Genomic DNA, 18,173 nt, shown 5'->3' with positions numbered 1-18,173 from the left:
ATTTAAAAAGGGGCTGTAACGAATATCGTTACAGCCCCTTTTTTTTGATCTTTTTCTGGTCCTGCAAGGATTAAAAATAAATGCCCTTTATCTCTGCCTGAGCCGAGGCGCTACCTCCGGCATCCAGTACAGCCTCGGCCACTCTGGTACCTGCCTTCATCATCTCATTGAGTCCAATACCTTCCCAACCAAAACCGCAGAGATGGAGTCCAGGATAGGTTCTTACCAGGGCATCACGCCAGGAGAGAAGTTCCGGGTAGCCCTCTTCCAGTTGGGGGATTCCTGACTTTGAGCGGAGTACCCTGGTATAGACGGGAGGGTTCGGCAGGTCAAGGATCGCTCTAATATCAGCTAATGCCCTCTCGATTATGGTTTCATCGTCCAGATTCAGCCTTTCAGGGTGGCGCTTGCCTCCAACCAGGGTCTCGATCACCACATGGCCTTCTGGGGCTCGGCCCGGAAACATATTTGAAGAGAAGAGGCAGCCGAGAGAAAAACGTTTTTCCACTTCAGGGGTGAGAAAGCCAAATCCCGGAGGTAGCGTTGCCCCCTTGAAGCCCATGATTACCGAGGCAATTCGTGCCTCGGGTATCTTTTGCATTGGCATTCCCGTATTAAGGGGTGCAAGTAAGCGCAGGGCTTCATTGGTTGGCAGGGCCAGGACAAGCTGTGTCGCCCTGTACTCTTCGCCTGTCCCGGTCTTTACCGCCCAACCATTTTCTCCTCTGGCAATGGCTGTAACATCGGTATTCAGCAGGAGCTCTTCGGCAGACAACCCTTCACTTAATCTCTCCGGTAGACGGGCCATACCCTCGGCAAAACTGGTCATGGACGGCATGTTCATAGGCGTTTTGTCACCTGTTCTCTTCTTTGCAATCCATCTTGCAATAAGTCCGCGAATCACGGAGCCATGTTTTTTTTCCAACTCACGTACCCCAGGCCAGACACTGCCAACGGTCAGGGTCTCGTAGTCTCCGGCGTAGGTTCCCGTAAAGATTGCATCTATAAAGGGGAGTAGGGCCGGGCCAAAGCGATGTTCGACCCACTTGGCAATGCTGGGGTCTCCCTCTAGCGGCCGCTTCCATAGATCGGCCAGAACGCGGAACTTGGCAGGCCAGGAGATCAGCGGTGCCATGATAATTTTCCCTGGCGTCTGCTCTATCAGGTTCAGCTTGTCGTGGAGGTAGACATAGCGGACAAAGTCCATAAGCGGTGCCTTTACCGTCTCCTTATCAAGACCTGTCTCGGCAAGGATGAGCTTACTGGCAGGGTTATTGTCAAGGAAACCATGGGGGCCAATTTCTGAGATAAAGCCATCTTGCCGATGGGTACGTATGACACCGCCGCTTTGCTCCTCCCTGTCAATAATCAGGAGGCTGTGTAGTTTGTCTTTGAGGCGAAGTTTATGGGCCACGGTGAGTCCTGAAAGGCCTGCTCCAACAATAATGGTATCGAGTTGTTTTGTCATTGTCGTCTCTTTTCTTGGTATATGTGGAATGAGCTTCTTCTCTTTTATGGCTCTTATAGAATTGCTGTAAAGGACAGCCGTGAGGGGCCTTACAGGTTTTTAGCGAAACATTATAGCTAGTAATGACTCCTCTTCTCCCTGCAATATCTCTCTTGACACATTACCATAAATGTTTAACATTTTGCCCGCATTAAGGGAATAATAATGGCCAGCCCGGCTGAGCTATCACAGATAGTATAACCACGCACGAATGAGGTGTTTTCGATGACAGAAGCAAAAAACTATGAATTTCAGGCAGAGACCAAAAAGCTACTTGATATAGTTATTAACTCGCTCTATACCGAGCGTGATGTTTTTGTTCGTGAGTTGATATCTAACTCGGCGGATGCCCTGGAGAAAATGCGGCATGAAGCCCTTACCTGCCAGGAAGTTTTGGACGAGGATCTTCCCCTTGAGATCACCATCGATCTCGACGAAGAGGCCCATACCCTTACCATCAGTGACAGCGGTATTGGTATGACAGAGCAGGAGTTGGTCAACAACCTTGGGGTTATCGCTCACTCTGGATCTGGTAGCTTTTATGCGGAACTTGCCGAGGCTGTAAAAAAAGACGTTAATCTCATCGGTCAGTTTGGTGTGGGCTTTTATGCTGCTTTTATGGCGGGAAATAAGGTGCGCGTCCAAACTCGTTCATGGGACGGTAGTCAGGGCCATGAGTGGCTTTCCGAAGGTGCGGGCTCTTTTACCATCACCCCTCTGGATGGACTTGCCCGAGGAACACGCATTGTTGTGGAGCTGAAGGACGATGCCCATGAGTATGCCCAGGATTGGAAGATTAAAAATGTTATTGAGCAGTACTCTTCATTTGTCTCCTTCCCGATTAAGCTTAAGGGAGAGGTCGTGAACACCGTTCAGGCCCTCTGGAGTCGAAGCAAGTCTGAGATCAGCGATGAGGAGTACAATGAATTTTATAAGTTTATTGGCAATGCTACCGAAGATCCTTCCTATAGATTGCATTTTTCAGCCGATGCCCCTCTCTCGATAAAATCGCTCCTCTTTGTTCCCAAGGAAAATTTTGAGGTTATGGGTTTTGGTCGGGTTGAGCCCGGTGTTAATCTCTACTGTCAACGCATCCTTATCGACCAACACTCCGAAAATATCCTGCCAGGCTGGTTGCGCTTCTTGAAAGGTGTGGTGGATAGTGAAGATCTTCCCCTTAATATCTCCCGCCAGAGTCTGCAGGACAATGCTTTGGTGAGCAAGATTCGCCGGGTGGTTACCAAGCGTTTTCTCAAGTATTTGGCCGAAGAGGCTACCCGCGATGAGTCGCAGTATCTTCAGTTTTGGTCCACCTTTGGCATCTATCTCAAGGAGGGCGTGACCACCGATTATGAGTATCAGAAAGAACTGGGTAAACTCCTTCGCTTCGAGACCTCTAAATCTGAGTTGGGTGTACCTGTATCTCTTGCAGATTATCTCCTGCGCATGAACCCTGATCAGGAAAAGATCTACTATATCAATGGGGCAAGTCGGGCCGCAATCGAGGCGGGTCCCTATGTTGAGATGTTCAAAAAGAAGGACATTGAGATTGTCTATACCCTTGATCCTATTGATGACTTTGTTCTCAGTCATCTTCAGGAATTTGAAGGTAAGAAGCTTGTCTCAGCCGATGGTGCCGATATCTCCCTTGATAAGGAAGAGGCCGAGGATGCTCTGGTGGATGAGAGCGGTGTTGATAAGGCCGAGTTGGCAGAATTGCTTACCTGGATGAAAGAAGAGCTTAAAGACGAGGTAGGGGACGTTCTCTCCTCGCATCGTTTGGTTGATGCTCCGGCCATGATTGTTAATGCCGATGGATTTATGAGTGCATCCATGGAACGTGTGCTTGCTGCAAGTCGTAAGGAGCAGGGTATTGCCGGTGTAGATGGTTCTAAGAAGCATCTTGAAATCAATGGTAAAAATCCCCTGATCAAGCAACTTGCTGAACTGAGAAAGGCCGATGCAGGTTTTGCCGGTGAGGTGGCCCATCAGATCCTGGATAATGCCATGATTCAGGCGGGTCTTGTGGTTGATCCTCTGAAGATGGTTGCCCGTAATTATAAGATTCTTGATCGAGCGGTATCAAGAGCCTAGTAGTGCTTTGGCCACGGATCTTCCCAGGGTTCGTGGCCTCTTTTTGTTTGTCAGCCTCATTCTCTGAATTAATAAACGTTGAAAAAAAGCCTGTTGCAGGATATAGAAGTAAGTGAACGACCGTCTTTTCTCGGTGTAAAAAAAAACAGGTAAGAGCATATGTCTGCATTTCTAAGAGTGGTGTTGTGTGTAAGTTTACTGACCCTTGTTGCTGGTTGCTACAATACTCCAGTGCGCCATCTCTCCTCTGATGTCGTTCTCATTCAGGTGGGAACCTCGACCCGTGATGATGTCCTATTATACCTCGGTGAACCCGATAAGGTGGAAATTGGTTCAGCCGGAACGGAACGTTGGCATTATAAGGCCGATCGTCGCAGCCTTCTTGAGGGTGCTCCGTGGTTTGGCAAGTATATTGGCACTCCAGAGGTAAGTAAGGTTTTGGTAACGCTTAATAAGGATAAGGTCGCCTCCTGCATGTTCACATCCTCTGATAAGGATGATCTAGACTGGCAGGATGATTTTAAGTGGCAGGAAGAGCTTGCTGCAGATGCAACTCAAACAGAGAGTGCCAGCGAGATAAGATAGTGATAGATAATTACTCTACTGCCCGAGAGAAGATGCTTCGGGAGCAGATTGTTGCCCGTGGTGTAACTGACATGGCAACGCTTGATGCTATTCTTGAGGTCCCTCGTCATTTTTTTGTCGATGAAGGACAGAGGATGCGTGCCTATGGGGATTATCCGCTCTCCATTACCGAGGGACAGACTATTTCCCAGCCTTATATTGTTGCCTATATGACCTCCCTTTTGCAGCTTACAGCCAGTGATACGGTGTTGGAGATAGGAACCGGTTCCGGTTACCAGGCCGCAATTTTGTCTAAGATTTGCCGGCAGGTATATACGGTTGAATGTATACACTCTCTGCTGAATAAGGCTCGCAAGGTTTTTGATTCTCTTCGTTATTTTAATATTCGCTCTAAGTATGACGATGGCAGTCGGGGTTGGTCTGAATTTGCCCCCTATGATGCTATTATTGTTACTGCCGGTAGTCCTGAGATCCCCACCCCCCTTCTTGATCAACTCGCCGATGGTGGTCGCATGGTTATTCCCGTTGGTCCTCGTTATGAGCAGGTGTTGAAACGAGTGACTAAGGAGGGAGACGATTTTGTAGTGGAAGATCTGGCCCCTGTCCGTTTTGTCGATCTGGTGGGAGTTCATGGTTGGAAGTAAAGAGGCCGTGAAACGGCCCAATATTGTGCAGAGAAGCTATAGTCGCTGTATGGAGTGGATGGCCACCCCCTATGGCATATGGGCGCTTTTTGCCATAGCCTTTGTTGAGTCATCGGTTTTTCCCATTCCGCCGGATGTCTTTTTAATTGCCCTCTGTATTGCCGTTCCCGCTAAATCTTTTCGTTATGCAGCTGTCTGTACCCTGGGCTCGGTTTTGGGTGGTATGTTTGGTTATGGTCTGGGCTTTTGGTTTATGGACAGTCTTGGCCAGGGCATTATGAATATGTACAACCTTGCCGATAAGTATGAAATTGTCCGTCAGGTCTATGATAAATATGGTGTCTTGGCGGTGGGAACTGCCGGTTTTACCCCCCTGCCCTATAAGCTTTTTACCCTGTCGGCAGGTTTCTTTCAGCTAAATTTTCCCGCCTTTGTCCTTGTCTCCATTGTCTCCCGGGCAGCAAGATTTTTTCTGGTGGCCGCCTTTGTTTGGAAGTTTGGCGCTTCCATTAAGCATCTTATTAGTCGTTATTTCAATATAATATCCATTGTCTTTATGGCTATCCTCATTGGTAGTTTTTTTCTGATAAAATTAATTTGATATCTCCCCTCGTCTCCCCTTTGTCGCCTTCTCTTGCCCATTTTTAGTCGCTTTTTGTATCGAAGATTCTCCCCTGCTCAATTAACTGTGGCATGATCGACAGAAAACTATCTTTCATTTAAAGATGAGCAAGAGGGATATTTCTCCAGTAGTAAAAAGTGGGCTGCTTCCCGCCCTGCAGGCTGAGTATCTTTGACCATTTTGGCGTCGCAGAAAGGTGTCTGGATATGATTTTTGTCCTGGGTATGAGTGTCTTTCCGGCCTTGGCCAGAGAGGGGAACTACTGCGGAAGAAGCTCTGGCCGCTCCTGCCTGTGGCGGGGTAAAATTTTTTCCATGGATGAGAGGGGTAGGAGTCTCCGGCAAAATGTTACCTTTGGCGGAGACCTTTGGGCTGGGGCAATGGTCCTTCTATTTGGTTTGGGCCTTGATAATCTTCTTAGCCGGGATGAGGGCCGTCGCTGCTGCAGAGACAATATTGCCTGCCACTCCGGGGCCATCGCCTGCCACATAGAGACCCTTAATGGCAGTCTCAAGTGAGTTGTCGGTGTCCACCTGGGTTGCAAAAAACTTTATTTCCGGGGCGTAGAGCAGGGTCTCGTCGTTGGCCACTCCGGGGACAATATTGTTCAGCTGTTCCAGGCCGTCCACCAGATTGGTGACAATCCTTTCGGGCAGGGCCATGGCGATATCGCCACAGGTGACATCCTTGAAGGTGGGGTCGATTGAGCTGTGCTTAATTCTGTTCCAGGTGGATCTACGTCCTCGTCTGAGGTCGCCAAAACGCTGTAGAATGGGCTTGCCGCCACCGATGATGGTGGCGAGGCGGCCAATGGATTCTCCGTAGGCGGTATTGTCTTCCACCGGATCGTTTAATACTACCTTGGAGAGAAAGGAGAAGTTGGTGTTGTTGGACTTTTTATCCATATAGGCATGGCCGTTGACGCAGACGAAGTCCTGGTAATTTTCGAGAGCGACGAAACCACCGTAGTTAGTGCAGAAGGTGCGGGTCTGGTCGTCATATTTATTGGTTTGAATAAAAAAGGTTGGATCATAGATGACCTCACAGAGATCCTGCATGACCTCGTTGGCAACCTCTACCCGCACACCCACCTCAATGCCACGTTGTGACACCTTGATGCCGTGTTTTTTTACCACCGATGCCACCCACTCTGCCCCAACTCGACCGGGGGCAAGAATAACATTGTCTGCCTGGTACTCTCCCTTATTGCTCACAACGCCGGTTACTCGGCCATCTTGGGTGGTGATGTCGGTTACGGTTTCAGAGGTCTGAAAGGTAACCCCCTTGCTCTCCGTATATTCGGCCAGTCCGTTGATATGGGTGGGGAGTCGGTCGGAACCAAGGTGCTTTTGTTTGATTATCAGGAGGTCAATGCCATGTTTTTTGGCCTCTTTACGTATCTCTTTTGCGCTGTTCATATCGGTGGGATAAACCTTTCCGTCCATATTAAAGCGATTAAAGATCTCCTCGGTCTCATCGATGAGCTTTGTCGCTTCGCTCATGGGCATAAACTGGCTGAGGTCGGTTTTACCTAGGCGGGGGATGAAATTGAGCTTCCCGTCGGAAAAAAGTCCCGCCCCACCTACTCCACAGAGAATATTGCATGGCTTGCACTGGATACATGCCCTGTCCCCTGCTATGGGGCATTTTCGTTGCAGAGAACGTCGTCCCTTTTCAATAACAAGCACCTTGAGGTCTGAGTGCTCACCCAGATAGTAGGCGGCAAAAAGGCCGGCAGGGCCTCCGCCAACAATAATCACGTCATATCTGTTTTCAGCTGTCATTTTTTCACTCCAGAGAATTTTTGTCGTTGTGCCAAGGAGAATGTTCTTTGATTGGTATCCTTGGGCACCTCTGCCCGTAGCGCGGGTATGGCATGCAAAAGGGCAACCCATAACTCTATCTTAAAAAAAATGGAGGGTCAAGTGATTATCCTTTCGTCTTTTACCTGCCCAGAAATTCTTCAGGAGCTTTAATTTACGAACGGTCAGGTAGTGCCTGTTTGCTTGGCAGGAGCAGGTGCTATTGCCTGCCAGGCGAAAGGTCATTTCCTAACATCATATTTGGCTTTGAGCTTGTTTTTGTCAGTCGAGGGGTAAGGTTTGTTATCCATGGTTATTTTTGGTTAGTTGTCCGAGATTAAAAAGCTGTAATCTCGATAAGATATGAAAATAAAGGAGTTGCGTGGGTAAATTTATGGTTGTGGTTGACAGGGTCGGATGCCTCTGCTAAGAGTAATGGCGTATATTCGGTTTTGTCTGGGCTTTCGCCTCTTGGCAGGTCGTTGCCTCCAGGCTTTTTATTGCCAGTTAAGTAAGGCATATATTAGTAATACTTTGCCTGTTTCTTGCTGTAGAGCATGCCACTAGTCAAATCTGATGCCTTTTTACCTCGACAAAATAAGAATGAATCTTGCTTTTTTAGCAGGCGAATTTTTTACTGCATTTTTACAGGTAAAATGTATTGAACTCTGTGCTTTTTTCACTGCATTTGTATGTCAGATTTGTCGGGTACAGAATTGTCGTTGATGGTTGGATAGAAGATGGAGAGATATTACCTATGAATACTGTTCCTGTGCAAGAAGCTATTGGCATGGTTCTATGCCATGATATGACCAGAATTGTTCCCGGAGAGTGCAAGGGACCTGCCTTTAAGAAGGGTCATGTTGTAACTGAAGAAGATATTCCCACCCTGCTTGAAATTGGCAAAGAACATATTTTTGTATTGGATATGGAAAAAGGCCGCATTCATGAAAACGAGGCAGCCGAGCGTATCGCCAAGGCAGCCTTTGGTCCCGGTATTACCCTTTCCGACGTCAGCGAAGGTCGAGTGAACTTTGAGGCCAGTCCCGGTCTGCTTGATATCAATGTTGAAGCCCTCAATCGTATTAACTCCATTGAGGAGGTCGTGCTTGCCACCATGCACAGTGGCCAGCAGGTGACCGAAGCCCGAGCCGTTGCCGGCACCAGGGTTGTTCCCCTTGTTATAGATGAGGAGAAGATTGAGCGTGTGGAGGCAATATGTGCTGAATATCCCTACGTGGTCGGCATCCGTCCCTTTATCCACCATAAAGTTGGTGTGGTAACCACGGGCAGCGAGGTCTATCACGGTCGTATTCAGGATAAGTTCGGCCCTGTTATTCGTGAAAAATTTGCAAAACTCGGTTCCACGGTTATGGAGCAACGGTTCAGCTCAGATGATCCCATCATGACCCGTGATGAGATTTTAGATGCCATTGCTGAAGGCGCTGAAATGGTGGTGGTGACAGGCGGTATGTCCGTTGATCCCGACGACCAGACCCCCACCGCAATCCGAGCCACCGGGGCCGAGGTTATTACATATGGTTCTCCCACTTTTCCTGGCGTGATGTTTATGCTCGCAGTCAGGGACGGTATCCCGATTCTGGGACTCCCAGGCTGCGTTATGTACTATCGGGCCAGTATTTTTGATCTGGTTGTGCCCCGTCTGCTGGCAGGGGTTGAGGTTACCCGTGAAGATATTGTAGCCATGGGACATGGTGGTTTTTGTGCAACATGTGAAGTGTGCCATTATCCCACCTGCCCCTTTGGAAAGTAGTATTTTTGAGTTACGTGCCTCATCTTGATGGTCGTAACATGCAAGGCAATGAAACACTTAGGAGGAATACAATTCATGATTAAGCTTAATCTCCAGGTTAACGGTATCGCCAAGTCTGTGGTCTGTGATAAGGACGAATCTCTGGCCAATGTACTGCGTGATAATCTGGGCCTTACCAGTGTGAAAATTGGTTGTGGTACTGGCCAATGTGGTACCTGTACTATTATTCTTGATGGCAAGTTGGTTCGATCTTGTACCATGAAGATGAAACGAATGCAAAACGATGCAGTAATTACCACCGTAGAGGGAATTGGAACTCCAAATCACCTCCACCCTATTCAAGTTGCCTGGATTGCCCATAGTGGCGCCCAGTGTGGTTTCTGTACACCTGGATTCATCGTTTCTACCTATGCCTTGATTGAATCCAATCCTAACCCTAGCCGTGATGATGTTCGTGACTGGTTCCAAAAAAACCGCAATGCATGTCGCTGTACAGGCTACAAGCAACTCGTTGATGCCGTTCGCGATGCTGCCGCGGTTATGCGTGGTGATAAGGATATTAATGATCTGTACTTTAAGATTCCTGAGGATGGTCGCATCTGGGGCACCAGATATCCACGTCCAAGTTCAGTCTCTAAGGTAACCGGTACCCTCGATTTTGGTGCTGACCTTGGCCTGAAGATGCCTGCTGGAACCCTGCAACTTGCCCTGGTTCAAGCCGAGGTTTCCCATGCTAAGATTCTCTCCATCGACACCAGCGAAGCAGAGAAAATGCCCGGTGTTGAGAAGATTGTTACCCATAAGGACGTTAAAGGTAAGAACCGTATTACCGGCCTGATCACCTTCCCCACCAATAAGGGTGATGGTTGGGATCGTCCTATCCTCTGTGATGAGAAGGTCTTTCAGTACGGTGATGCCATTGCCATCGTCTGTGCCGATACCGATAAACATGCCAAGGCTGCTGCTGCCAAGGTTAAGGTTGAGCTCGAACGTCTGCCTGAGTACATGAGTGCTCCTGCTGCCATGGCAGATGATGCCATCGAGATTCATCCTGGAACTCCTAATATCTACTTTGAGCAACACGTTGCCAAGGGTGCCGAGACTGCTCCTATCTTTGAGGCAGCAGCTCATGTTGTTGAGGATGATTTTTATGTTGGTCGTCAACCACATATGCCTCTTGAGCCGGATGTTGGTTTTGCCTTTATGAACGATGAGGGAAAACTCTGTATTCACACTAAATCCATTGGTCTCCATCTCCATCTCTATATGATCGCTCCAGGTCTTGGTGTTGAGCCTGAGAACATCGTTATGGTTCAGAATGCCACCGGGGGTACCTTTGGTTACAAGTTCTCCCCAACCATGGAAGCCCTGGTTGGTGCCGCCTGTCTTGCCACTGGCAAGGCTGTTTTCTTGAACTACACCTGGAAACAACAGCAAACCTATACCGGTAAGCGTTCTCCATTTTTCACCAACGTGCGTATGGCTGCCGATAACGATGGTAAACTTCTCGGAATGGAGACTGATTGGACTGTTGATCATGGTCCTTACTCTGAGTTCGGTGATCTGCTCACCCTCCGTGGTGCCCAGTACATTGGTGCAGGTTACGATATTGCTAATATTCGCGGTGATGGTCGTTGTGTTGCCACCAACCATGCCTGGGGCTCTGCCTTCCGTGGTTATGGCGCCCCTGAAACAGAGTTTCCATCTGAGGTATTGATGGATGAGCTTGCTGAGAAGATCGGTATGGACCCCTTTGATCTTCGTTATAAGAATATCTATCGCAAGGGTTCTACTACCCCAACTGGTCAGGAACCTGAGGTGTATTCACTTCCTGAGATCTTTGATACCATGCGACCAAAATATGAGGCAGCTAAGAAACGTGTTGCTGCTAACTCCACCGACGAGATCAAGCGCGGTGTTGGTATCTCCCTCGGTATTTATGGTTCCGGTCTTGACGGCCCTGATACCGCTGAAATCGACGTTGAGCTCAATGAAAATGGTACCGTAACCGTTTTTGCCTGTTGGCATGACCATGGTCAGGGCGCTGATATGGGCGTTTTGGGTACGGCTCACGAGGCACTTCGTCCTCTTGGTCTCACCCCTGATCAGATTAAACTGGTTATGAACGATACCAGTACCTGTGGCAATGGTGGCCCTGCTGGTGGTAGCCGTTCTCAGGTTATTATTGGTCGCGCTATTAAGGCAGGTTGTGATGCCCTTGTTGAAGCTATGCGCAAAACTGCGGACACCTTCTCGACCTATGCCGAGATGGTTGAGGCAGAAAAACCTGTTCGTTATAATGGCAAGTGGACCGCTCCTGCCACCGAGTGTGATGCCAATGGTCAGGGTAATCCTTTTGCCTGTTATATGTACGGTATGTTCCTTGCCGAGATGGCAGTGGATATGAAAACCGGTAAAGCTTCCGCTGAGAAGATGACTTTGATTGCCGATGTAGGTAAGATCAACAATAGATTGATCGTTGATGGTCAGATGTACGGTGGACTTGCCCAGGGTATTGGCCTGGCCCTCACCGAGGACTACGAAGATATCAAGAAGCACTCCACCATGAAAGGTGCTGGCTTTCCATACATCAAGGACATCCCTGATGATATTGAAGTTGAGTATATCGAGACTGCCCGTCCCGAGGGTCCATTTGGCGCATCTGGTTGTGGCGAGCTGCCACTTACTGCGCCTCATGCGGCCATTATTAATGGTATCTACAATGCCTGTGGCGTACGTATTACTAAGCTTCCTGCCCTGCCTGAGAAGATTCTTGCAGGTCTGCAGGCTAAGTAGATTATAGGCAGAGGGAGGTAGATAATTAATTTGCTGCTTCCCTATTTGAGGGCTTTTCAGAGGTTTATGAGAGGTCCTCAGCTGGTGTTAAAAGACAGGTAGTGGTTTGTGCATTTGGCACAGGTCACTACCTGTACTTATTTGTGGGAGGGAGACTATGGAACAGAGTGAACTCAGAGAATGGGAAGCAAAATGTGTGCAGGAAGAGGTGCCTCGTTGTACCGCAGCCTGCCCCCTTCATGTGGATGTGCGTAGTTTCTGCTCCTTGATGGGGCAGGGGCGTTGGGACAAGGCCTGGACGGTGCTTGCCAAAACCCTACCCCTGCCGGGTGTCCTGGCACGACTCTGTCATGGTCCCTGTAAAAATGATTGTATTCGTCAGGGTTTGGGTGGCAGTATTGCCATGGATTCCCTGGAGGAATTTTGTGCTGAAAATGCCCGGGCTGTTGATCCGCCCAGGCCTCTGCCCGCCCGTGGTAAGGTGGTGGCAGTGGTGGGGGCAGGACTGACCGGTCTCTGCGCTGCCTGGGAATTGGCCCGTAGAGGTTTTGCGGTAAGGCTCTACGGTGAGCCTGGTAAGGTTTTGGCTCTTTCCCTGCCCGAGGGTGTTCTCGCCGCTGAGATAAAAAATCTTGCCCGTCTGGGGGTGAGTTTTCACGATGTCAGCATTGATCAGGTTTTGCTCGACGCCCTTCTTGCCGAGGCAGATGCCGTCTTTGTCGATTCAGACAGTCTGCCCTCGGAGCTTTCCTCTTGGGGTGAAGCGGATAGTCTGACCTTGGGCACCCTACGTCCGGGTCTCTTTGCCTCTCCCTGTGCTGAGGATTCGGCTATATTCCAGGCGGCCACCGGTCGTCGTGCCGCCAACTCCATTGTACGCTTTACCCAAGGTGTCTCCATGGTGGCAGGCCGTGAGCTGGAGGGCCCCTATCAGACAAGGCTCTATACCAATGTCGAGGATGTTGAATCGGTGCCCGCCCTTATTGTTCAGGCAAGTTACAGCGATGAAGAGATTCGGGCCGAGGCCAAACGCTGTCTGCAGTGCGAGTGCATGGAGTGCGTTAAGAACTGTGAGTATCTGAAACACTATAAATATTATCCCAAGGTCTATGCCCGTCAGGCCTATAACAATGATGCCATTGTTATGGGGACTCGTCAGGCCAATACCATGGTTAACTCCTGTATGCTCTGCGGTCTCTGCGATACCCTCTGTCCCGAAGAGTTTTCCATGGCTGATTTTTGTCTGACTATCCGGCGGGGGATGGTGGAAAAGAATAAGATGCCACCGGCAGCCCATGAATTTGCCCTGCGCGACATGGCCTTTGCCAATGGCAAGAAGTGCGCCTTGGTTCGTCATGCCCCGGGCATGGTGAGCAGTGAGTATCTTTTTTTTCCCGGCTGTCAGCTGACTGCTTCAAATCCTGGGGCGGTGGAGCGGGCCTATCAGGATCTGCGTGATCGTTTGGGTAGCGTTGGTCTTATGCTCTCCTGCTGTGGTGCACCCGCCGAGTGGTCCGGACGTAAGGCCCTGATGGATGAGTCCATGGCCCTGATTCGGGAGCAGTGGCAGGAACTCGGCTCTCCCCAAATTATTGTCTCCTGCCCCACCTGTCTTACTACCCTACGGGCTGGTATCCCCGAGGCGGAGATAATTTCTCACTGGACCATTCTTCGTGCCCTTGGCCTGCCCGCAGGGGCAAGGGTTGAGGCCGCTACCCTGGCAATCAACGATCCCTGTTCAGCCCGGCATGACCCCCTTCTGCAGGGAGATGTGCGTGCCCTCTTGCAGGACCTCTCTATCGAGGTGGTGGAACCTCGGCTGACCGGCAAGCATACCGAGTGTTGTGGCTATGGTGGTCTCCTCTCCGATGCTAATCCTGATCTGGCAAAGGCTGTGGCTGTTCGTCGTGGGGCAGCGGTGGAGGAGGATTTTGTCACCTACTGTGCCATGTGCCGTGATATGCTGGTCAAAAATGGTAAACGGGCCATGCACTTTTATGACCTTATTTTTCCAAGTGAGAGCGATCCTGCCGGACGTCCCTCTCCGGGCTTTTCTGCCCGTCGAGAGAATCGTGCCCATCTGAAGGAGGGGCTCTTGCAAGATCTCTGGGCCGAGGAGGATACCAGCAGGGTGGAGCGTTTTTCTCAGGTGCAGGTCTTCTTTACCGAGGAGGCGGAGAGGATCATGGAGGAGCGTCGAATTCTAAAATCGGACATGCAAAAGGTCCTGCTTCAGGTCGAGGAGAGCGGCAAGGCCTTTGTTCACAGTGAGACAGGTCATCTGCTCGCCTCCTATCGACCCACCCTGGTCACCTATTGGGTGGAGTTTGAGAGGCTGGCTGAGGGCTATCTTGTCCATAATACCTGGAGTCATCGTATGCGTATCAGAGGAGGTCAGGCATGAGTTTAATTAAGGTAGCGGAAGCCGATGCGGCTGGTTGGAAATGTTCGGCCTGTGGGGTAGATCTGGTCTATAAACCGGTGGAGTTAGAGTATCTCGACTCTCTCTTTAACGTTGCCCTGCCGGTATGTCCCCAGTGTAATATGGTTTTTATCTCCGAGAGTCTGGCCGGTGGCAAGATGAATCAGGTAGAGCATCTGCTGGAGGATAAGTAGGGTGGTGCAGTCAGTACCTCTCTGGGAACAGCCACTGCTTCGCCTGGCTGCCGGGGATACCCTGCGCCCGGGCGGGTTTACCATAACAGATAGGGCCGCGGACTTTGTGGGGCTGGCTCCTGGTTGGCCCGTTCTTGATGTGGGCAGTGGCCTTGGTGCCACCGTCGAGCGTCTGCGCGCGCGTTATGGAGCCATGGCCCATGGGGTAGAGCCCTCCTGGACTCAGCTTAAGCGTGGTCGTGGTACGGGGCAGGTCCAGGCCTGGGGGGATGATCTTCCCTTTCTCTCCTCCTCTTTTCGGGCCCTCTTTTGTGAATGTGTCCTCTCCCTCTTCCCGGATGCGGAGCAGGGCCTGGCAGAGTTTAACAGGGTGCTGCAACCCGGTGCTTTTCTTCTCCTCTCCGATCTCTGTGGTCATGGAGACCCTGCGGGGGGGACCTCCTGCGCGGTCAGGGCCCTGCCCCGGGCGCAAACAGAGGCGATTGTAGAGGCGGCGGGCTTTCGCCTGCTTTTGGTAGAGGATCATTCCCGTCTCCTTCATCAACTGGCGGCCCGGCTTCTCTTTGCCGGTGGAGAGGAACAGGCGTGCAACTGCGGTCAGCCTCAGCTCGGTTACTATTTATTGGTTGGGCAAAAAAAGGAGGAGTAGATGTTAGATGATATTGGAATGCAAGTTATGGAGTTAGGTGCGCAGGGTTATTGCTGTACCCAGATCATGGTCCTGCTGGCCCTGGATGAGATGGATCGGGAAAATCCGGATCTGGTCCGGGCGGCCTCGGGTTTCTGTAATGGCATGGGAGACGGTACCGGCCCCTGCGGAGTCTATGCCGGAGCCAATCTGCTTTTGGGCCTTTATGCAGGTAAGGGGCTTGCCATGGAGCAGGCCGATGGTAAACTTGCCCTTATGCTGGAAGAGTTTGCTCAGTGGTTTGTAAGCAGAACCAGCGCCCATGCAGGTATCCGCTGCCTTGATATTCTTGATGGTAGTACGCCGCAGATGAATACCTCTCTCTGTGGCTCCCTGTTAGCTGATGCCCATGGCCGGGTCCGGGAGATCTTGCTTGATAATGGCTGTGATCCGACAGAGGGGCGTGAACTTTTATGAACTCCATCGCTAGAAGTGTCTGTCCCGTTTGCTTGAAGGCTATCCCCGCTCACCATGAAACTATTGAGGGCAATACCTATCTGTTGAAGGAGTGTCCTGAGCATGGTGCTTTTAAAACGGTAGTTTGGCGAGCCGGTACTTCCTTTAAGGAGTGGTCCCGGACCAAGATTCCTTCCCAGCCTAAGACCCCTTTTACTGCGGTGGACAGGGGCTGTCCCTATGACTGTGGCCTCTGTGCCGCTCATGGTCAGCACACCTGCACTGCTCTTCTTGAGGTGACCTGGCGCTGTGATCTGGGTTGTCCCGTCTGTTTTGCCTCCTCTGGCAAGAAGGCTGCTCCCGATCCCAGTCAGGCAGAAATTTCTCAACTGCTGGAGCGGGTGGAGCTTGCTTCGGGCTTTTGTAATATTCAGCTCTCTGGTGGTGAGCCCACCATGCGTGATGATCTGGCGGAGCTCATTGCCCTGGCTAAAAAGAGGGGCTTTCCCTTTATTCAGCTCAATACCAATGGTCTGCGTATTGCCCGTGAAGAGGGTTATGCTCAGAGGCTGGCCGAGGCGGGCCTTGATTCCGTCTTTCTTCAGTTTGATGGCACCGAAGATGCCATCTATAGCAGTCTGCGAGGTCGTCCCCTCATGGCAGAAAAGAGGGCAGCTATTGAGGCCCTCTCTCAGGCCGGAATTGGTATTGTTCTGGTACCCGTGGTGGTGCCGGGCTTGAATGATCATAATTTGGGGGCAATCCTTGATCTGGCTGTGCAGAACTCTCCCCATGTGCGGGGGGTTCATTTTCAGCCGGTCAGCTATTTTGGCAGATATCCGCAGGCGCCCGGGGATGAAGAGCGTATCACCCTGCCGGAGCTGATGGACCTGCTTGAGGTCCAGAGCGGTGGTGCTGTTCATGCTGCGGATTTTCAACCTCCGGGCTGTGAACACTCTCACTGTTCCTTTAATGGCAACTATATGGTCACCGAGGAGGGTGGGCTGACAAAGCTCTCCGCCGGAGGCAAGTGTGACTGTGCTCCCAGGCCAGCCAGAGAGGGGGCCGATAAGGCTAAATCCTTTGTTAAGCGGCAGTGGGCCGGAGTCAAGCAGAGTTTACCCATGGCCGGGGCGCTAGAGGATGATTTGGGAAGATTTATCAGTCGGGCCGCCAGCCATAGCCTGGCCATTTCGGCCATGGCCTTTCAGGATGCCTGGACCCTTGATTTTGAGAGGCTGCGGGGGTGCTGTATCCATGTGGTCTCTCCAGACGGTCGCCTCATTCCCTTTTGCGCCTATAACCTGACCTCAATGGATGGCGAGACCCTGTATCGAGGAAAATGCAATGGCCCTATCCCATCTTGATCGACTTCTCCTCAGGCGTATGGGTATGTCGGAGGAGAGCAGCGCGCCCACGGCAGAGGAGATGAGTGCCTGGCAGCTGAAATATCTGCAGAAGACGATCCTGCATGCCCGGGAGAAGAGCCCCTTTTATCGCCGCCATTTTGCCGGCCTTGAGCTGGAAAGTCTTGATAGCCTTCAGGCATTCTCGGCCCTACCCCGGGTTACGGCCGATGACCTTCGGGCTGGCCCGGAGCAGTTTCTCTGTGTCTCTCAGGATGAGATTGCCCGGGCGGTGACCGTGCAGAGTTCCGGGACCACCGGTGCCCCTAAGCGCATCTTCTATACGGAGAGTGATCTGCAGGCAACGGTGGACTACTTTGATGCGGGCATGGCTCATCTGGTTGCGGCCGGGCAGACCGCCTTTCTCCTTATGCCCACAGCCCGTCCGGGCGGGGTGGGTCGTCTTCTCGTTGAGGGACTTGAACGACGCGGGGTGCACATCGTCTCCCATGGAATGGTGGATGAGGTGGCAGCAGCCGTCGACCACCTCCTCCAGGTGGATGCGGATTGTGTCATTGGGCCTGCCGCCCATCTTAATCTGCTTGCCTGTGAGTGGGCCAGGCGTGGTCTTGGGCATGGCCAAATTGCCTCGGTCCTCCTCTGCTGGGATGCCCCCTCCACCGCCGTTGTCCATAATATCGAGAGAATCTGGGGCTGCCGAGCCTATCGGCACTGGGGCATGATTGAAACCGGTCTTGGCGGTGCCGTCCAGTGTGCCCCCCATTCGGGTATGCACCTGCGGGAGGCCGATATATTTTTAGAGATCACCGATCCAGAGACAGGCCAGCCCTTGCCCGACGGTAAATTTGGCGAATTGGTGCTGACCACCCTGCAGCGATGGGGCATGCCCCTGATTCGTTATCGGAGCGGAGATCTGGGTCGTATTCTGGCTGACACCTGCCCCTGTGGCAGTACCAGTCGCCGCCTTGATCCCTGGATTCGTCGTTTGCCCCAAGATTCTTCGCCTTTACTGACAATAGATGAGTTGAACGAGGCTCTCTACTCCGTTGCTGGTCTGGCGGATTTTAGTGCATCGCTTGCTCCCGGTCGCTTGGGAATCCTGGCCTGTGGAAGAGGGGGTAGCCTTGAGTCTGCCATAAGAGTTGCCCTGAAAAAGATACCTACTATTTTCCGGGCCATTGAGTTAGGTTCCTTGCAAATAAGTATTGAGATAAAAAACGACGGCAGGCCGGCTGTTCCCGGTTTGGCCAAACGCTGTCTACAGATAGATGAGGAGAGATAA

14 protein-coding genes are annotated in these 18,173 nt (G+C 51.2%); 12 read left to right on the top strand and 2 right to left on the bottom strand.

Annotation, left to right across the window (positions count from 1 at the left end; all coding sequences use genetic code 11):
* Positions 1-70: 70 nt before the first annotated feature.
* Positions 71-1,468: a protoporphyrinogen oxidase gene (gene hemG / locus DP_RS01380; RefSeq protein WP_011187522.1), complete on the bottom strand. Its 1,398-nt coding sequence runs from the start codon at positions 1,466-1,468 to the stop codon at positions 71-73.
* Positions 1,469-1,732: 264 nt separating this feature from the next.
* Between hemG and htpG the strand changes: the two genes are divergently transcribed.
* From htpG to DP_RS01360, 4 genes are all read left to right on the top strand, one after another.
* A complete protein-coding gene (gene htpG, locus DP_RS01375) occupies positions 1,733-3,601 on the top strand; it encodes a molecular chaperone HtpG (protein WP_011187521.1) in 1,869 nt (622 codons plus the stop codon).
* Between the two features lie 159 nt (positions 3,602-3,760).
* Positions 3,761-4,186, top strand: coding sequence for a hypothetical protein (locus DP_RS01370; RefSeq protein ID WP_041277482.1), 426 nt, complete (start codon positions 3,761-3,763; stop codon positions 4,184-4,186).
* Positions 4,186-4,830, top strand: coding sequence for a protein-L-isoaspartate(D-aspartate) O-methyltransferase (locus tag DP_RS01365; protein ID WP_011187520.1), 645 nt, complete (start codon positions 4,186-4,188; stop codon positions 4,828-4,830). The genes DP_RS01370 and DP_RS01365 overlap by 1 nt, the downstream gene beginning before the upstream one ends.
* Positions 4,817-5,431 carry a YqaA family protein gene (locus DP_RS01360; protein WP_156792174.1) on the top strand — a complete coding sequence of 205 codons (615 nt, stop codon included), beginning with the start codon at positions 4,817-4,819 and terminating at the stop codon, positions 5,429-5,431. The genes DP_RS01365 and DP_RS01360 overlap by 14 nt, the downstream gene beginning before the upstream one ends.
* 410 nt (positions 5,432-5,841) lie before the next feature.
* On the opposite strand, the gene DP_RS01355 is transcribed toward DP_RS01360, so the two are convergent.
* Entirely contained in the window at positions 5,842-7,236 is a 1,395-nt protein-coding gene (locus DP_RS01355) for an NAD(P)/FAD-dependent oxidoreductase (RefSeq protein WP_041278172.1), read from the bottom strand.
* A 775-nt stretch (positions 7,237-8,011) separates the two neighbouring features.
* Between DP_RS01355 and DP_RS01350 the strand changes: the two genes are divergently transcribed.
* The 8 genes from DP_RS01350 to DP_RS01315 all read left to right on the top strand — a co-directional run bounded on the left by DP_RS01350 (position 8,012) and on the right by DP_RS01315 (position 18,173).
* Positions 8,012-9,028 carry a molybdopterin-binding protein gene (locus DP_RS01350; protein WP_041277481.1) on the top strand — a complete coding sequence of 339 codons (1,017 nt, stop codon included), beginning with the start codon at positions 8,012-8,014 and terminating at the stop codon, positions 9,026-9,028.
* A gap of 75 nt (positions 9,029-9,103) precedes the next feature.
* Positions 9,104-11,824 carry a molybdopterin-dependent aldehyde oxidoreductase gene (locus DP_RS01345; RefSeq protein ID WP_041277480.1) on the top strand — a complete coding sequence of 907 codons (2,721 nt, stop codon included), beginning with the start codon at positions 9,104-9,106 and terminating at the stop codon, positions 11,822-11,824.
* 157 nt (positions 11,825-11,981) lie between these two features.
* Complete coding sequence (locus DP_RS01340; protein WP_011187514.1) at positions 11,982-14,228, top strand: pyridine nucleotide-disulfide oxidoreductase/dicluster-binding protein; 2,247 nt, start codon at positions 11,982-11,984, stop codon at positions 14,226-14,228.
* Positions 14,225-14,440, top strand: coding sequence for a DVU_1557 family redox protein (locus DP_RS01335; protein WP_011187513.1), 216 nt, complete (start codon positions 14,225-14,227; stop codon positions 14,438-14,440). The genes DP_RS01340 and DP_RS01335 overlap by 4 nt, the downstream gene beginning before the upstream one ends.
* A gap of 1 nt (position 14,441) precedes the next feature.
* Positions 14,442-15,089, top strand: a complete 648-nt coding sequence (gene trsM / locus DP_RS01330) for a DVU_1556 family methyltransferase (RefSeq protein ID WP_011187512.1) — start codon at positions 14,442-14,444, stop codon at positions 15,087-15,089.
* Positions 15,090-15,545, top strand: coding sequence for a DVU_1555 family C-GCAxxG-C-C protein (locus DP_RS01325; RefSeq protein ID WP_011187511.1), 456 nt, complete (start codon positions 15,090-15,092; stop codon positions 15,543-15,545). It begins immediately after the preceding gene.
* Entirely contained in the window at positions 15,542-16,891 is a 1,350-nt protein-coding gene (trsS, locus tag DP_RS01320; RefSeq protein WP_011187510.1) for a radical SAM (seleno)protein TrsS, read from the top strand. The genes DP_RS01325 and trsS overlap by 4 nt, the downstream gene beginning before the upstream one ends.
* Positions 16,872-18,173, top strand: a complete 1,302-nt coding sequence (locus tag DP_RS01315) for a DVU_1553 family AMP-dependent CoA ligase (protein ID WP_011187509.1) — start codon at positions 16,872-16,874, stop codon at positions 18,171-18,173. Before trsS ends, DP_RS01315 begins: the two co-directional genes overlap by 20 nt.

Source organism: Desulfotalea psychrophila LSv54, assembly GCF_000025945.1.
GTDB classification, from domain to species: domain Bacteria; phylum Desulfobacterota; class Desulfobulbia; order Desulfobulbales; family Desulfocapsaceae; genus Desulfotalea; species Desulfotalea psychrophila.
This window is presented reverse-complemented; position numbering and strand designations above follow the sequence as displayed.

What these genes read in the sequence shown, in the direction of transcription:
- trsS (WP_011187510.1), top strand. Translation starts at nt 15,542, where the DNA reads ATGAACTCCATCGCTAGAAGTGTCTGTCCCGTTTGCTTGAAGGCTATC.
- hemG (WP_011187522.1), bottom strand. Translation starts at nt 1,468, where the DNA reads ATGACAAAACAACTCGATACCATTATTGTTGGAGCAGGCCTTTCAGGA.
- DP_RS01325 (WP_011187511.1), top strand. Translation starts at nt 15,090, where the DNA reads ATGTTAGATGATATTGGAATGCAAGTTATGGAGTTAGGTGCGCAGGGT.
- htpG (WP_011187521.1), top strand. Translation starts at nt 1,733, where the DNA reads ATGACAGAAGCAAAAAACTATGAATTTCAGGCAGAGACCAAAAAGCTA.
- DP_RS01350 (WP_041277481.1), top strand. Translation starts at nt 8,012, where the DNA reads ATGAATACTGTTCCTGTGCAAGAAGCTATTGGCATGGTTCTATGCCAT.
- DP_RS01355 (WP_041278172.1), bottom strand. Translation starts at nt 7,236, where the DNA reads ATGACAGCTGAAAACAGATATGACGTGATTATTGTTGGCGGAGGCCCT.
- DP_RS01335 (WP_011187513.1), top strand. Translation starts at nt 14,225, where the DNA reads ATGAGTTTAATTAAGGTAGCGGAAGCCGATGCGGCTGGTTGGAAATGT.
- DP_RS01340 (WP_011187514.1), top strand. Translation starts at nt 11,982, where the DNA reads ATGGAACAGAGTGAACTCAGAGAATGGGAAGCAAAATGTGTGCAGGAA.
- DP_RS01370 (WP_041277482.1), top strand. Translation starts at nt 3,761, where the DNA reads ATGTCTGCATTTCTAAGAGTGGTGTTGTGTGTAAGTTTACTGACCCTT.
- DP_RS01315 (WP_011187509.1), top strand. Translation starts at nt 16,872, where the DNA reads ATGGCCCTATCCCATCTTGATCGACTTCTCCTCAGGCGTATGGGTATG.
- DP_RS01345 (WP_041277480.1), top strand. Translation starts at nt 9,104, where the DNA reads ATGATTAAGCTTAATCTCCAGGTTAACGGTATCGCCAAGTCTGTGGTC.
- DP_RS01360 (WP_156792174.1), top strand. Translation starts at nt 4,817, where the DNA reads ATGGTTGGAAGTAAAGAGGCCGTGAAACGGCCCAATATTGTGCAGAGA.